Here is a 16166-nt window from a genome sequence, read left to right as displayed (position 1 = left end):
AAGCTCATGCTAGTAATATATGATAGCACACTCTCTTTCAAAAGAGTATACCTAAATGTATTCTCGTTGGACTCTTTCCGAAATCCCACATAGAATCTCATAATGAATTGTTCCTGCGTAGTTAGCTACATCCTGTGCTGAAATTCTTGCACCACGGTTTTCACCAATTAAAGTAACCCTTGTACCAAGTTTGACTTGATGAGGAACCCTTATCATAGTCTGGTCCATACAAACTCTTCCAACAATTTCACAATACTGCCCGTCAACAAGAACCTTAAAACCCTGCATTCTTCTTGGCCAGCCATCAGCATATCCGATAGGGACAGTTGCTATCCATTCATGCTTTTCAGCTGTGTATGTTTTACCATAGCCAACAGAGTCTCCCTTACTGATCTGCTTTATAGCTGCCACTTCGCTGTGCAACGCTAAGGCTGATTTAAATGCCTGGGGTAACTCCAGTTCTCCCCCTGAAGGATTCAAGCCGTACATTGTAATCCCAAAGCGGATCGCGTTGCCACCGCATTCACGGTGCCATAAAGCAGCAGCTGAATTAGCAACATGCACATAACGTGGTTTCCTTTCCACAACAGACATTAAGTCATTAAAGAACATAACTTGTTTCTCATAGTAATCTCTATCTGCTGTATCTGCAGTCGCAAAATGTGTAAAAATACCTTCGAAGTCAAAAAAACTTTTGTGACTGTTAATAAAACTAATTGCTTTTTGCAGATTCTTCTTATTCCTGAAACCAATGCGACCCATTCCAGTATCCAAGGCTAGATGAACATGTAATTTCACTTTTGTGTTGCTCAAATAAGTTAATGCATCCTTTAGATATTCTAGATCCCCTACTGCAATAGAAATATCATTTTTAGCCAATAAGACGGCCTGAGATGCCGGTGTAACACCTAAAATCAGAATAGTTCCAGACAGTCCAGCTTCACGCAGCTCCAAAGCCTCATCAACAATTGCAACACAAAAGCCGCTGGCACCAGCCCTTTTGGCTGCCTTGGCAACTGGATAATTCCATGGCCATATGCATTAGCTTTCACCACTGCAAAAAGTTCCTGCCCCTGTACCATTCTTTTTTGCTCGGCTACGATATTATCCTCGATCGCTTTTAGATTGATAATTGCTTTTGTATTGCGGTGATTTCCCTCAACCATTATCTGCATCTTCTCTCGTATCTGATCTATATTCTAAAATCACTTCTGTCATCACCAGTTCTGCTGTATGTGAAATTGAAACATGTCCGATTAAACAGTCAGCGGGATGCATTGTCAATTCCGGTTTTCCCGTTTCTTCATTGTTCAGTATTTCAATCTCATGAAAACCAGCATGCTTGCCAATACCTGTTCCCAGTGCTTTACTGTACGACTCTTTAGCAGAAAAGCGGCCTGCAAGGAATTCATTTTTGCGTCGTTGCCCCAGTCTGTCAAAATCTTTGTGCTCCTTAGGTGTCAAAACCTTCTCAATAAACCCCTGATGTTCTTTCCAAGCTTTCTCAATCCTAGCTATATCAGTTATATCAATCCCTATTCCGTAAATCACAGCTAAGCCTCCGCCAATTCTTTCTCAAAGAAAAATCAAAAAGCTCAATACATATGCCGCCCTTTTGATAGATACACACTATATATTACCATAATTAAAAATTTAAAAAAAGAACAATACAAAGGGCAGATTACATTTTGAAAGTCCACAATATTTTACGATAGAAAGAGGCTGTACCAAAACAAATGTCTGGCACAGCCCGTTCCAAATCCTTATTCAGAAAACACATTGTTCTAACCATAAAATGTAAGATGTATTTTGCTGCTCACCTCTAGCAAAAACTAATCATTCTTAGAACGAATAGTGTACTTGCGTTTGCTCTTTTGCCGGCGATTAAACTTATCTCTGTTCTTATCTTTCTTTCCTTTATGGTTGCCACTATCTTTATGGGAATAATTTTTCTTATTGTAATGCCCCCCACCACGGTTGAAATGTTTAGATTTTCTACGCGGTAACGGTCGTTCAGGTGTTATTTTCACAGGAACTTCATTTGCAGCATCCTTGGTCATTTCATTCAAAAGCGCTGCAACAAGATCAACCGCATCATATTCTTTCAACAACGTCTCAGCTTGTTTGGCAAATACTGATGTGTCGGTTTTTTTAACCAAATCCTCAATATTCTCAACAGCTGAAGAAATTTGTCCAATGAAGGCCTCACGTTCTGTCGGTGGCTTAAGCGGGCTCATGCGTTTCTTGGTCAATTTTTCAATAACACGTAAGTAGTCCATCTCATTCGGTGTAACAAAAGTTACTGAAACACCATGATGTCCGGCACGCCCTGTACGTCCAATACGATGAACATAACTTTCAGGATCTTGCGGTATATCGTAGTTGTACACATGTGTTACACCAGATATATCCAACCCACGAGCTGCCACATCAGTAGCAACTAAAATATCAAGTTTCCCAGCTTTGAACTGCTTCAAAATGCTCATTCTTCGTTGCTGTGAAAGATCTCCATGAATGCCCTTAGCATTATATCCGCGTGCCTCTAATCCCTTGGATAACTCATCAACACGTCTCTTTGTTCTTCCAAAAACAATTGTTAAGTCTGGAGCTTGCACATCAAGGATGCGTGTCATTGTATCAAATTTTTCAAAGTCACGTGCGCGAACATAGAATTGATCAACTAAATCAGTTGTTAGCTCTTTTGCCTTGATCTTTACAATTTTAGGATCGGTCATAAATTTTTCACCGATTTTTAAAATTGCTGGAGGCATAGTTGCTGAAAAGAGCAAAGTCTGACGCTTGTCAGGTGTTTCACGAATAATACTCTCAATATCCTCGACAAATCCCATATCCAGCATCTCATCTGCTTCATCCAAGATAACTGTTTTAACATTTTTTAAATCAACAGTCCGACGACGAATATGGTCAAGCAAACGTCCTGGGGTTCCAACAAGTACTTGCGGTGCACGTTTTAATGAGTTGATTTGACGCCGAATATCAGCCCCACCATAGACAACTTGGACTTTGGCTCTTTGATCTTTTCCAAGCCTGAACAACTCTTCTTGCGTTTGGATCGCTAATTCACGCGTAGGCGAAATAATCACCGCTTGAATTGCATGTTCTTTTGGATCAATGTGCTGTAAAACTGGCAGTCCGAATGCAGCTGTTTTACCTGTCCCCGTTTGAGCTTGTCCGATGACATCATTACCCTTTAAAACCAACGGAATCGTCTCGGCTTGGATTGGTGTAGCTTCTTCAAAACCGCTTCGTTTTATTGCTTTCAGTAAATTATCTGAAAGACCTAGTTCTGTAAATTTCAAAAAAAATTTCCTCCTAATATTCCTGTGATTAACAAAATTATTTTCTTAATGCTTCTAAAACTTTTTCGAGATGGATGCCGTGGCTTCCCTTAAGCATGACAATATCGTCCGCACTAATGCTTTTTCTCAGCGCACTGATTAATTCGTCTTTGTGATCGGCTGGATATAAATGCACCCTAGTACTCGAAAACTTGCCTGTCAGATTTTCAGCCAGAGCAGCAACTTTTTTACCACAGAGAAAAACTTCAGTCACTCTTTCTGGATCAAGCACGCCTGCAAGGTCAGCATGCATCTGATCAGATAAGTTGCCTAATTCCAGCATATCCCCTAAAACAACAAAGCGCCTGCCATTCGTTTTAACCCGCGAAAATGCCCGTAGGACCATCTTAGCAGCAGTTGGGTTAGAGTTGTAGACATCGCTCAATATTCTTTCACCTTGATTACCTTGCACCCACTGAGTTCGATTCTGAGTCAGATCAAAATTAGAGAGTGCTTCAACCATTTTTTCAACCGGGATTCTAAAATGATTGCCCACACTCAAAGCCGCCAAAGCATTTCCAACATTGTAAGTTCCAAGAATATGAATCACGAAATTATACTCAGGCCAATTCTTCACCCGAAAACTAGTGCTATATTCGTCGCCCACAACATTCAATGCCTGAACATCGTTTCCTTCTTCACTGCCAAAAGTATATGTCGCCTGCTCAACTGCTTGCGCACGCTGTCTCAACAAGGGCTCATCACCATTGTAAAACAAGGCACCATCCTCTTTTAGTCCATGGGTTATTTCCATCTTGGCATCAGCAATTTTATCTCGTGTTCCGAAAAATTCAATATGGGCTTCACCGATCATCGTAATAACTGCAACATCGGGTTCAACGAGTCGACTAAGCCTATCAAGTTCACCAAAATGATCCATTCCCATCTCAACAATGAGAGCCTCAGTATTCGGCTCCATTCCCAAAATTGTCATTGGTACACCAATATGATTATTAAAATTTGCATGCGTCTTTTGAACATTAAACTGTGTCTTTAAAATCGCTGCAATCATGTCCTTAGTGGTAGTTTTACCATTGCTACCTGTTACAGCAACGACCTTTGGATTTATTTTATGAAGATAATAACCAGCTAAATCCTGCAATGCTTGCAAGCAGTCTTCGACACTCAGTGTTGGAAAAATATCATTTTCATCATCGAACACTTTATCGTGGTCATTTTGCCACAAAGTTGCCACAGCACCATTCTCAATTGCTTTTGGGACATAATCGTGTCCATCATTTTCACCCACTAATGGGATAAACAAAGCTCCCGGCTTTAATGTCCGTGTGTCAAACGACACACTTGTGACAACGATCTGTTCCCATTCATCTACTGACTGCACTTGTAGTGCTTTCGCAATCTCTGCTAATCGCATCTTCATGTGACTATCTTCCTTTCTTCACATCAGCGAAATAATAATATGTGAACTCAAATCTTGAAAATTTAAAAGTACTTGTTCAACATTTATTTTCTTATCATCTTATTAACCATAAATGTTTCTTACAGCCTTCACCGATATTTAATCCCTTGTTATTGTATCACAAAACCTCATAATACTTTAAAACAAAATAAATACGGGACAGAGAATTATACTATAAACGCAACTGCCAAAGGTTAACATTCTGACAGCATTCCACCCTATGCTACAGTATAATCTCGTCCCATATCTTTTAGCATCAACACCACAAGGTACGTTAAAAATCAAAAGTATCCTCAAAAGCTCTTGTGTCAAGCACCTCAAGCTCCCATTTTCTGGTGTTTAAATGGTACTTTAAATTGCCGACAATTCTAGATTTTTCGACCAGCATTGTTGGTTCATGCCATTTCAATTGGTACACAGAATCCGGTGCTGTCATAATTGGAATAGTGGCCTCTTGACCTCTAATCTTAGAACCTCCAAAATCAAACACAACACCATTCGTCATTAAAGTAAACATTTTTTTGGCAATTTCAGTCGGGAAATCAATAAACTTATAGCGCAACCTCAAAAAACTTTTTCTCTCACGGTATACCTCAGCCAAATGTCCTGTCAGACATTTGGCTAAAACCTTGTAAAATTGGGGTAAATAACGATAGTAAACCTTTTTTGCACCATTGGGCAATGTAAGATAAACATAGTTATTCTGAAGTTTATAATAAAAAGGAGATTTCAAATGTGTATATGCATGCCCTAAATAAAGTAACTCAGAAACCTCAGTAGGTGTCAGAGCCTCAATATCGTATGCATTGTCAAAATCGATCCATTCCTGATTTTTATTCTGCTTGCCCGTCAAATAGTTGCGGACCTCATCAATCCCAATGTACATATTAAAGCCAGAATAAATATCAATCTCTTGATTAGGATCAACGGGTCCCAATGACAATAAGTTAGTAGGCAAAACCTCTACACCAGCCATGAAATCTTTCACTGAAATGCCATACGATAAGGTAAGGTGAGAAACCCGCTCAAGATATACATACACAATATTGTCTCGCATTTAATTTTCCTCTATTCTACAAAAAATAATTACATTCTTTGCAACCTAGCAATTCTTTCAGCTGTAGGTGGATGTGTGTCAAAGAGATGTGTCCAAGATCCCTTTTTAAATGGATTAGAAATATATAAAGACGAGCTGCTTGCGTCAGCTGCCTTCATTGGCTCACTCTGAGAAATTTTCTCAAGTGCACTGATCAGCCCCTGAGGATTACGTGTCAGCTCAACCCCAGAAGCATCAGCTAAAAACTCTCTATTGCGTGACAAAGCCATCTGTGCTAATGAAGCGGCAATTGGTCCCAGAACAAGCATAAGAACAGATAAAACCAACAAAATAACGTTTCCACCGTTCCCACCTTCATTATCACGTCTTCGACCTCCACCCCACCAGAACGAATTAAACCCAATATTGACAAGCATAGAAATAACTGCTACTAGTGCGAGTGCGGTTGTCTGCAACCTAATATCATAATTGCGCACGTGTGATATTTCGTGAGCAATGACCCCTTCTAATTCTTCACGGTTAAGCCGCAGCATCAAGCCTTTAGTAACGGCAACTGCAGAATGTTCCGGATCTCTTCCCGTAGCGAATGCATTGGGACTTTCATCATCAATAATGAAAACACGCGGCATTGGAACTTTACCAACAAGAGCCATATCCTCAATAACATGCCACAACTGTGGGTTGCTATCTGGAGTCTTGATCTCACGTGCGTTATTCATCCCCATCACAACATCAGTTGAACGCGACAACATCGCTATCATATAGAATGCCCCAATAACCGCTGCCATAATAATTCCCGCGATATAGCTATTAAAAAACACATATCCTAAAGATGCCCCAATTGCAATTACCAACAAGAAAAAAGCGATCATAACATAGACTGTTCGTCGTTTATTTCTTGCTATTTGCTGAAATAACATTCTTCACGCCTCCTACGGAAAATTTAACTAAAATGAAACTTTAGGAGCTTCTTTTTCTTCTGCAGGAACTTCAAGATAGTTAACTTTCAACATGCCATGTATCTTAGCAATAAAATTAGACGGAAATGTCATCAGCTTTTGATTATAGCTGGCTGCACTTGAATTGAACAATTGCCGTGAATAAGCGATTTTATTTTCTGTGTTGGTCAATTCTTCCATCAGCTTGGTAAATTCCTGGTTCGCCTTCAAATCAGGATAACTTTCTGCTAATGCAAAAATAGATTTCAGAGCCCCAGTTAATTGATTGGATATTTCCATCTTCTGCTGGTGATCATTGTTTGGAACCTGAGTCATTTGATTTCGTAGCTCAACAACTTTTGCAAATGTCTCCTTCTCATGGGCTGCGTATCCCTTAGTTGTCTCAACTAGGTTGGGAATCAAATCATTACGCCGCTTGAGTTGAACATCTATCTGACTCCACGATTCCTCGGTGTAAACCTTTGCTGTCTGCAATCCATTATATACAGCCACATATCCTAGTCCCAAAACAACTAGTATAACTATCACAATAATCCAAATCATCTCTTTACCTCCGTCGGCAATTCTACTCTCGCGAGAAAAATCACTCAAATATTAAGAACAATCATTAGCTGTCACACCACTATAAGAGATCTTTATGCAGTTTTTTCGACAACCTATACTAACAGTTTAATGATAACAAATTAGCTAGTTTTTATAAAGCTGCGGACCTTACGATTTTAAAATTTTTAAATAATTATCGAAAACCGTTTAGCCTCATACAACAAGTAAAAAAAACACTGTTGCGGAACATAAAAAAAACACATACCGATATTCAGAATCCAATATTGAAACACGTTAATACGCGTAATGCAAAGTTTAAAAAAGGAGGGGGGTCAAAAATAAATTTTGACCCCCCTCCTTTTTTGCAGTACCCAGCTAAAAGCTGGATAAACCAAGTCTACTCCACAATACACATTGGTAGGCACTCTAGAATACGCTAGAATATGTGTCCTGCATCGAAAGTAAACCACTTGCCGCCGCAGCGGAACAACAAAATAATTGTCGTCTGGTCTTTTCTCGACTCATCGCATGTGCTCTATACTACTCCTTATATTCAAGTAAAGCAACTTCAAAGATCAAATTAGTTTTTTCTCCATCGTGTGGTGTGGAATTCCAGCGTCAAGAAATCCTTTCCCCTTAACAGCATAACCCAATACTTGATAAAAACCTTGCGCTTGATCTTGTGCTCCCAAAGTTAGATAAGGAACTTTATGCAGCCTGGCTTCTACCTCAATTTTCTCTAATAAAGCCTTTGCCAAACCCCGGTGCCGATATTTTTTTAATGTCGCGACTCTTTGGATGTGCCATGCCCCATCTTCTTGATATAATATTCGAGCCGTTGTAACTGGTTCCTCATCTTCATACAACACATAGTACCTTGCAGAGCGCTCATTTTCTAATTCAAGTTCTGCTGGTACTTTCTGTTCTTTTATAAAAACATCTTTTCTTATCCTTAAAGCCGCACGATAAACATCCGAATCTAATTCCGTTGTTGTTTTTATCTTAAGCATGTAAATCGCTCCCTTTTAAATATTAACTAAGGCTCGTATAATTACCCTAGAAGCCAAAATTGCGGTCTGTGAGGTAATAAAATGGCAAAACATATGACAAACAAGTCCCAAAAACATACATGGTACTCCTCTATACTAAAAGTACTTGTCTCCTTTTTCTCTTGTATCTTATTATTACTTTTTTTCTCAAATACCACTACAACTGACAATAAAGTCTCCTTTTCCCCGGTAGTTCCGACCATCTATCTTCATGGGTATGGCGGAGTATATAACTCCACTGAACACATGATTCATGCTGCCGAAAAAGCTGGTGTTGCAAAAAAAGTTTTAATTGCAAAGGTAGGTGCAGATGGGAAAATCAGTTACGCTGGTAAGTGGGATTTTACACAAAAGAATCCAATCATTCAAGTTCTCTTTGAAGATAACACCGCGGAGATTCCCACGGAAGCTAAATGGTTAAATGCAATAGTTGCGCATCTTAAAAACGCTTATGCTATTTCAGAATTTAACATTGTTTCCCATTCAATGGGAGGACCAGTCACCCTCTATTGGGCTCTGCACGAACGGACACCTAGTTCGCCAACTTTAAAAAAGTTTGTTCCCATTGCAGGACCTTTCGATGGAGTTATTTACATCGACGACTCGCCTAATGTTAATACACTTAATACGGCGGGAGAACCTAAGATCCAAAATAAAGCCTATCGCCAATACCATCATTACCGCATGCGTTTTCCATCAGAGACTCGCATTTTGAACATTTATGGTAATTTAGAAGATGGTACAAATTCCGATAGTCTAGTAACAAATGTCTCGGCACGTTCTCTGGCTTACCTTCTTGAAAAACATGTAGCTTCCTATCAGGAATTAATGATCAAGGGGCCGAATGCACAACACTCACAATTGCATAACAATCCAGAAGTCAATCATGCAGTTATCAAGTTTTTATGGAATCATTGACTGTTGTCTTTTAATTTGAGTTTTTTCTCATTTAGACTACAATTAAGTTGTGGAAGGTAATTTCCATTAGTGTGGATTTCAAAGGAAAGAGGCGATGACGATGTCGAAAAAGTTAAGTAAAGAAGAACGAAAGGCAATGGCTCGCAAAGCTCTGGAGGACCGCGCAAAACAACCTAAGCAGGCTAGTGGGTCTGGCTTCGCAAAACTCGATGCTGATGCTAAGAGCTTGCGTAATTAGTCTTACAAATCAAAATTCACTATCTCAGCAGACTAACTGCTGGATTGAGGACTTGGATTTGGATGTTTAATTAAAAAATAAAGTGACCAGCTACAATATTCTGATCACTCTATTTTTTTGTTCTGAACACTTAGCTGACTATCTGCTTTTGATGGAACAGCCAAAACTGAATCTAGCACCTTTGTAGAACTGTCTTAAAAGTTCCTAAGGTCGCTGCGTTATCTAGAATGTCGAAGTAAATCGTTTCAAAGCTTCCCGAAAACTCTGCTCGTTCCAACACCTCTTTGAAAGCTTCTGCAACTGTATGCGAATCATTGCCAAAGGCTCCGCATCCATACGCTCCTAGAATTAAAATACGCTCATGTACCGCCTTAAATTGCCGGATTATCTGTAAAATCTTTTGTTTAAGTTCTTTACGCAGTCTTGCTTGGTCAATAACCATTCCCGTTGCCTTCATTGCAGTGACATTGGGCGCCGCGCTGCTGACTATGTCAACATGGTTTTCACCTTCAAGAAAGCATTGCTCCGTCTCATCGCGTAAAATTTTGATATGTCTTGCAAATATAATTTTAGCATTGTAGTAGTAGTCATTTGGATACTGCTTATTTTCCAAATAATAACTATTACGATATTTCAAAAGTTCAGGATACAAAAAACTATTGCGGCATATTGTCTGTTCCTGAGCGTTTACTCCTTCTAAAAAATGTCCCCCTGGGACTGTTGGGTTCGCAAAATTTAAAAGCCCAACTTTTTCGTCAGAGCTTAAAACTTTCTTTATTCTGTGCAGAATATTTTCATTTATCACTTTGATCTCAGCTTTTCCACTGCCACTGGCAACCGTTTCTGCCAAAGGTTTTTCGATTAATTGTGAATCCTGTTTGACTTTTCCCATTTCAATTTGGTACAGATTCATAGTATGATGTCCGATTGCCTGCAATCTTTTTTCTTGCGTGTTATCCAATTTAAAGTGCCTACTTCCCTCATATATATTTCTATCTAGTTTTATCCAATCTCGTTTTAGGAATCGTTTTCATTTGATGCTTTTATTAAATTTACCATACCAAATCCTAGTTCCATTTTAATCTTAGCAATTTCGGTTGTTCTTGTATACCTCTTTCCTTAAATTACTAGATTCAGATGCAAAAACTCATCTTATACAAATAAAAAAAGAGAACTGCCCATTATAGGAGTTCTCTCAGAATATATTTTTTAAATATGCTGCACTACCATTTAATTCTGTTTAGCCTATCTCATATTTCGATAATTGCTAGATGTTTAAAATCCACAAAAATCCCAAAAATACAAAAAACAGAAGATACATAATCGGATGAACTTCCTTGCCCCTTTTAGCAGCAATCATCGTGACAGGATAAGCAATAATACCTAAAGCTAAACCGTCGGAAATACTGTATGTTAACGGCATCCCCAATAAAATCAAAAACGAAGGAATAGCGATCTCCATCTTTTCCCATTCAATATGTTTCATGCTCTGTGCCATCAAGACACCAACGATGATCAGTGCTGGAGCCGTCACTTGACTGGTCACAACGGACAGAAGTGGTGAGAAGAACACACCAAAAATAAAAAGCAAACCAGTTGTAACTGCTGTTAATCCTGAACGCCCACCAACTGCAATTCCAGCTGATGATTCAACATAAGCCCCCACCGGTGAAGTTCCCAATAATGAACCTGCTAACATCGCAGTTGAATCTGAGAGCAAAGCTTTTCCTACTCGAGGCATCTTATTATCCTTCATAAAACCAGCTTGTTGTGCCAAACCAACTAAAGTTCCGGCTGTATCAAAAAATGTTACCAGCAGAAAAGTTAAAACCACAACGAACAGCTGCATCGTGTTAATGTCGCCGACATGCTTCAAGGCTACCAAAAATGTTGGTTTCAAACTGGGAGCAGCCGAAACAAAAGTCGTCGGTAATTTAATCATTCCCGTTACTATTCCTAAAATGGATGTTGCAACCATTCCGATAAATATTCCTCCTGGAACCCGTTTTACAAGTAAAATAGCAGTAAGCACTAACCCAAAAATAGTCAACCATGTGGTGCCAGCAAAATGTCCTAAAGAAACAATAGTAGACTTATCGGCAACGATCACGCCGCCATCTTCCAGCCCGATAAAAGCAATGAAAAGCCCAATACCAGCCGAAATAGCATATTTCAAATTTGCAGGTATTGCATCAATAATCAACTCACGCAACTTAAAAATGGTTATGAATAAAAAAATAACTGAAGCAACAAAAACTCCTGCTAAAGCTGTCTGCCATGGAATCTTCATCCCAATACATACAGAATAAGTAAAGAAGGCATTGATCCCCAAAGCTGGTGCTGTCGCAATCGGGTACTTTGCAAAAAGTCCCATAAGGAAACAACCAAGCGCACTCGCTAATGCTGTTGCTGTAAACACTGCTCCCTTATCCATCCCTGAAGCTCCTAAAACACTCGGATTGACAAATAAAATGTATGCCATCGAAATAAAAGTCGTGAACCCAGCCAAGATCTCGCGCGGTACCGTAGACCCCAACTCATCTATCCCAAAATATGATACTAACTTCTCCTTCAAAGTTATATCTCCCTTTTTACCGAACATTAAAGCCCGTATATTTAGTAATTAATCCTTTATCAATATACTATACACTTCAAACAATGTAAATAGTCGAACTTCAGCGCAACAATGTTCGTGTTTTAAGATTGAAATCCTAATCAATCCAAATTGTTTCATGTCTTTATTTCCGCTATAATACTTCACATGGTCATTCTGATACTACTATGTGGGGATATGAATAATGGAAAATGAAATTGGTGTACGGCAATTAATTGAATTCGTCTGGCAAACAGGCAACCTTCATGGCGATCTTTTTAATAGCGACAATACTGCACTTCAAGGGGCAGCTATTCATCGTCAGCTTCAAAAAAAATGGAATGCTAGCTACACCACTGAATTCAGCTTGAAGTTGCCCATTGAAATTGCAGGTAAAGACTATACGATTCACGGACGGGCAGATGGTGTCCATCAGACAGACGGCACCTACGATAAAGTCATTGAGATAAAGACCTCAGCCATCAATTTTGAAAATATTTCTGAACCCAAGCTTGATCTTTATTGGGCGCAATTAAAAATGTACGCTGCATTGTTAATGAAAAACAGCAATGTTACCCAGCTTGAACTTGAATTGCTTTATTTTCAAACAGACACCAGAGAAGTAACACATCAGCAGCGCTCCTTCTCCAAAAAAGAAGCCGAACACTTCTTTGCAGCAACGATGGACATTTTTTCTGAGTGGATCGCGTTAAAGAAGGACATGCTCTCCCAACGCAACAATTCCATTCGAAAACTTCATTTTCCCTTCAAAAACTATCGTCCACACCAGTATGAATTAGCAGCGGCAGTCTATAAAACGATTGCTGCCCGTACACGCCTATTCGTTGAAGCACCTACTGGAACTGGCAAAACTATCTCAACGCTCTTCCCTGCCGTTATGGCTCTTGGACAAGCTAAAATAGACCGCCTTTTTTATTTAACAGCCAAAGAAAGCACACATCAAGTTGCAGAGCAAAGTCTTTCAATTCTTCAGCAAAGTGGACTCTATCTTCATAGTATTACACTTACCGCTAAAGAAAAAATAACTTTTGAAGAGGAAAAAGAACTTGAAGATGATAAAAATCCATTCTTCATCGGCTATTATGACCGGTTAAAACCCGCACTAAAAGATATTCTCCAGCATGAAACTATAATAACTGCAATAACAGTCAAAAAATACGCAAAAAAGCATGTTCTAGATCCTTTTGAATTCTCACTTGACATCAGCCTCTTTTGCGACATTATCATTAGTGATTATAATTATCTTTTTGACCCGCTTGTTTATTTGCAGCGCTTTTTTCAGGATTCAGTCAAAGACTATTGCTTTTTGATAGATGAAGCCCACAACTTAGTTGCTCGTTCGCGTGCTATGTATACTGCTGAAATAAGTTCAGCCCCTATTAATAATCTGCTGACTGAAATCAAAAGAAGCCACAAAGGATCTTCCAAAGACATCAAATCAGGTCTAATAAAATTGCAAAAAGATTTTGCCAAACTACAAGCATCATTAGTTGAGTCAAAGGATAATATACTTATTTTGAAAAAATACCCGGACAAATTTTTAAAACAATTGCAGCATTTTGTTTCCAAAACACAAAGTTGGTTAAAACAAAATCCCGACCATTCCTTATTTAAGCAAGTACTGGATTACTATCTGATAGTACATGCTTTTATTAAAATTAGTAGTTTTTACGATGAAACTTTCAGGACAAAGCTTGTTGCTACTGAAAAAAATGTTGCTATTAAAATATTTTGCTTAAATCCCAGTTCGTTGCTCGCTCAAACACTTGCAAAGGGCAAAAGTGCTGTTTTGTTCTCCGCTACTCTGTCACCAATTACATATTATCAGGATGTTTTGGGTGGAAAAGATAATTCGTTGGTCTATAAGCTGTCTTCGCCATTTAAAACTGAAAACTTAGGCATCTTCACAACTCCAAAATTGAATGTCACCTATCGTTTCCGTTCCCAAAATGAGAGCAGAATAATTGCCGCTTTAAGTACGATGGTGCATGCTAAAAGCGGTAACTACTTAATTTTTCTGCCATCGTATGCTTTTCTTGAGCAAATTTACAGTGCATTTTTACAAGCAAACCCTGATATAAAGACTATCTGTCAAGACCTCAACATGGATAAGGCGGCAAAAAATAATTTTTTGAGTTACTTTACCAAGCGACCGCTTGAAAATGTGACGGGTTTTGCTGTTCTAGGCGGTAGTTTCTCTGAAGGAATAGATCTTAAGGGAGAATCACTTTCCGGTGTTGCAATCGTCACTGTGGGCCTTCCTTCTCTCAATGACGAGACAGAGGAACTCAAGTGCTTCTTCGAACAGACAAATCGCAATGGATTCGAATATGCTTATCAGTTACCTGGTTTCAATAATGTTCTGCAAGCTGCCGGACGTGTAATTCGCGGCACAACTGATACTGGAGTGATTCTATTGCTAGATCAACGTTTCACCAACAGCCGCTACACCCGCTTATTTCCCTTGCACTGGCAGCACTACCAAAAAAGTTATTCATTGACACAGTTAAAATCTCAGCTGGCTTTTTTTTGGAGACATACTAAATCTGGTAACAAAGGGAGGAACACTTAAATGTTCGTTCGATTAAAACATAAATTACTACGTCCACGACAAAGATGGGAGAAAAATTTAATTGTTCTTTGGTTTGGAACTTTTATGGCCGGAATTGCTTTTAGCCTAGTAATGCCTTTTTTATCCCTTTACATTGATACATTGGGTAAATTCTCCACTAGCCAGCTAAACTTTTACAGCGGCTTGACTTACGCTTCAACTTTTTTAGTAACAGCCATTATTTCACCATTTTGGGGCCGTTTGGCCGATCGCAAAGGCCGAAAAATAATGATTCTTCGTGCCTCCTTAGGAATGGCATTTGTAATCGGTCTCATGGGATTTGTCACTAATGTTTATCAACTGATCATTCTGCGACTCATTCAAGGTGTATTCTCCGGCTACATCAGCAACGCTAACGCGTTAGTAGCCACGGAAACACCGAAAGATCAAAGCGGCAAGGCTCTGGGTATTTTGACCACTGGTTCCGTCAGTGGAACTTTATTCGGGCCTTTCGTTGGCGGTGTCATTGCAGCAATTTTTGGATATCGCATCACCTTTTTGATAACTGGAATTATTTTGATTCTAGTTTTTCTGCTAAGTGCTTTTTTTGTTCATGAAACTTACACACCATTGAACACAGAAGATGTTAAAAACTCCCGGGAAATTTTTCGTGAACTAAAAAACACCAAGCTAGTCATAGGGATGCTTGTCGCAACATTTTTAATTCAACTAGGAAATTTCTCGATCAGTCCTATTATCAGCCTATATGTCCGCGAGATTATGCATAATAATGGGCCCATCACGATTGCCAGTGGAATCGTTGCCTCTATCCCAGGCATCGCAACTCTTTTAGCGGCGCCTCGTCTAGGAACTATGGGAGACAAAATAGGTACCGAGCGTATTCTTAAATTGGGAATGCTTTTTGCAATAGCTATTTTCATACCAATGGCTTTTGTTGCTAATATATGGCAATTCGGGTCCCTGCGCTTTTTGATCGGTGTTTCTAACGCTGCAATGCTGCCTGCTGTTCAAACACTTCTGGCTAAGAACACTCCTGCATCTGCAACTGGGAGAATTTTCAGTTACAATCAGTCATTTCAGGCCCTAGGAAGTGTTGCAGGTCCCCTAATTGGCTCTAGTATTTCAGGTGTCTGGGATTACAACGGTGTCTTCATTTCAACTGCATTCATCCTCTTCTTAGGCTTTTTCTGGGTTAGCTTTGCAACTAAAAACACACTACAACTCCGCAATAAATAGACTGTGTAATGATAAGTGGTGTCCTTTGAATCTTAAGTTTGCATTTCGAACCTAGTTTGGGTTCTAACTATCAGCAATTCACAGGGGGGTAACTGTTGAATGCTGGATAACGTTCATTCGCGTATTCCAACTTAAACAAAAAGAACTGGCAAAATTACTTTTGCCAGTTCAAGGAGGATGTGACATAAGTCAGGAAAATGT

General features: G+C 39.2%; 13 protein-coding genes and 1 pseudogene. 4 read left to right on the top strand and 10 right to left on the bottom strand.

What is annotated here, in order from left to right; genetic code table 11:
* Positions 1–51 precede the first annotated feature (51 nt).
* The 8 genes and pseudogenes from alr to JCM15457_RS10600 form a co-directional block, all read right to left on the bottom strand.
* Positions 52–1166, bottom strand: a pseudogene (gene alr / locus JCM15457_RS10635) (alanine racemase).
* A complete protein-coding gene (gene acpS, locus JCM15457_RS10630) occupies positions 1159–1551 on the bottom strand; it encodes a holo-ACP synthase (protein ID WP_034989837.1) in 393 nt (130 codons plus the stop codon). Before acpS ends, alr begins: the two are co-directional and overlap by 8 nt.
* Before the next feature lie 281 nt (positions 1552–1832).
* Positions 1833–3320 (bottom strand): degradosome RNA helicase CshA, encoded by a 1488-nt coding sequence (gene cshA / locus JCM15457_RS10625; protein WP_034989835.1) that lies wholly within the window; start codon positions 3318–3320, stop codon positions 1833–1835.
* Positions 3321–3357: 37 nt separating this feature from the next.
* A complete protein-coding gene (locus JCM15457_RS10620) occupies positions 3358–4740 on the bottom strand; it encodes a UDP-N-acetylmuramoyl-tripeptide--D-alanyl-D-alanine ligase (RefSeq protein WP_034989834.1) in 1383 nt (460 codons plus the stop codon).
* Between the two features lie 313 nt (positions 4741–5053).
* A complete protein-coding gene (locus JCM15457_RS10615) occupies positions 5054–5836 on the bottom strand; it encodes a hypothetical protein (protein ID WP_034989832.1) in 783 nt (260 codons plus the stop codon).
* 29 nt (positions 5837–5865) lie between these two features.
* On the bottom strand, positions 5866–6756 hold the full coding sequence (gene htpX / locus JCM15457_RS10610; RefSeq protein WP_034989831.1) for a zinc metalloprotease HtpX: 891 nt from the start codon (positions 6754–6756) through the stop codon (positions 5866–5868).
* 27 nt (positions 6757–6783) lie between these two features.
* Positions 6784–7338 carry a LemA family protein gene (locus JCM15457_RS10605; RefSeq protein WP_034989830.1) on the bottom strand — a complete coding sequence of 185 codons (555 nt, stop codon included), beginning with the start codon at positions 7336–7338 and terminating at the stop codon, positions 6784–6786.
* Positions 7339–7913: 575 nt separating this feature from the next.
* Positions 7914–8348 (bottom strand): GNAT family N-acetyltransferase, encoded by a 435-nt coding sequence (locus JCM15457_RS10600; RefSeq protein WP_034989828.1) that lies wholly within the window; start codon positions 8346–8348, stop codon positions 7914–7916.
* A gap of 81 nt (positions 8349–8429) precedes the next feature.
* Here JCM15457_RS10600 and JCM15457_RS10595 point away from each other — a divergent pair, with 81 nt between their 5' ends.
* On the top strand, positions 8430–9305 hold the full coding sequence (locus JCM15457_RS10595) for an alpha/beta hydrolase (RefSeq protein ID WP_081778256.1): 876 nt from the start codon (positions 8430–8432) through the stop codon (positions 9303–9305).
* A gap of 100 nt (positions 9306–9405) precedes the next feature.
* Positions 9406–9543: an L-2-amino-thiazoline-4-carboxylic acid hydrolase gene (locus tag JCM15457_RS12190; protein WP_161633673.1), complete on the top strand. Its 138-nt coding sequence runs from the start codon at positions 9406–9408 to the stop codon at positions 9541–9543.
* A 172-nt stretch (positions 9544–9715) separates the two neighbouring features.
* Here the strand turns inward: JCM15457_RS12190 and JCM15457_RS10590 are convergent, their stop codons facing one another.
* A complete protein-coding gene (locus JCM15457_RS10590; protein ID WP_034989827.1) occupies positions 9716–10504 on the bottom strand; it encodes a TIGR02452 family protein in 789 nt (262 codons plus the stop codon).
* 306 nt (positions 10505–10810) lie between these two features.
* Complete coding sequence (locus tag JCM15457_RS10585) at positions 10811–12118, bottom strand: NCS2 family permease (protein WP_034989826.1); 1308 nt, start codon at positions 12116–12118, stop codon at positions 10811–10813.
* Between the two features lie 223 nt (positions 12119–12341).
* Between JCM15457_RS10585 and JCM15457_RS10580 the strand changes: the two genes are divergently transcribed.
* Positions 12342–14729: a helicase C-terminal domain-containing protein gene (locus JCM15457_RS10580; protein WP_034989825.1), complete on the top strand. Its 2388-nt coding sequence runs from the start codon at positions 12342–12344 to the stop codon at positions 14727–14729.
* A complete protein-coding gene (locus tag JCM15457_RS10575; protein WP_034989824.1) occupies positions 14730–15965 on the top strand; it encodes a multidrug efflux MFS transporter in 1236 nt (411 codons plus the stop codon).
* Positions 15966–16166 lie beyond the last annotated feature (201 nt).

Source organism: Liquorilactobacillus sucicola DSM 21376 = JCM 15457, from assembly GCF_000612445.1.
In the GTDB taxonomy this organism is placed as follows: domain Bacteria; phylum Bacillota; class Bacilli; order Lactobacillales; family Lactobacillaceae; genus Liquorilactobacillus; species Liquorilactobacillus sucicola.
The sequence above is the reverse complement of the archived record's forward strand: the minus strand, read 5'-3'. Positions and strand labels throughout refer to the sequence as shown.

Excerpts from the sequence above, each read along its gene's own strand:
- JCM15457_RS10620 (WP_034989834.1), bottom strand. The coding sequence starts at position 4,740 with ATGAAGATGCGATTAGCAGAGATTGCGAAAGCACTACAAGTGCAGTCA.
- JCM15457_RS10615 (WP_034989832.1), bottom strand. The coding sequence starts at position 5,836 with ATGCGAGACAATATTGTGTATGTATATCTTGAGCGGGTTTCTCACCTT.
- htpX (WP_034989831.1), bottom strand. The coding sequence starts at position 6,756 with ATGTTATTTCAGCAAATAGCAAGAAATAAACGACGAACAGTCTATGTT.
- JCM15457_RS10605 (WP_034989830.1), bottom strand. The coding sequence starts at position 7,338 with ATGATTTGGATTATTGTGATAGTTATACTAGTTGTTTTGGGACTAGGA.
- JCM15457_RS10600 (WP_034989828.1), bottom strand. The coding sequence starts at position 8,348 with ATGCTTAAGATAAAAACAACAACGGAATTAGATTCGGATGTTTATCGT.
- JCM15457_RS10595 (WP_081778256.1), top strand. The coding sequence starts at position 8,430 with ATGGCAAAACATATGACAAACAAGTCCCAAAAACATACATGGTACTCC.
- JCM15457_RS12190 (WP_161633673.1), top strand. The coding sequence starts at position 9,406 with ATGTCGAAAAAGTTAAGTAAAGAAGAACGAAAGGCAATGGCTCGCAAA.
- JCM15457_RS10580 (WP_034989825.1), top strand. The coding sequence starts at position 12,342 with ATGGAAAATGAAATTGGTGTACGGCAATTAATTGAATTCGTCTGGCAA.
- JCM15457_RS10575 (WP_034989824.1), top strand. The coding sequence starts at position 14,730 with ATGTTCGTTCGATTAAAACATAAATTACTACGTCCACGACAAAGATGG.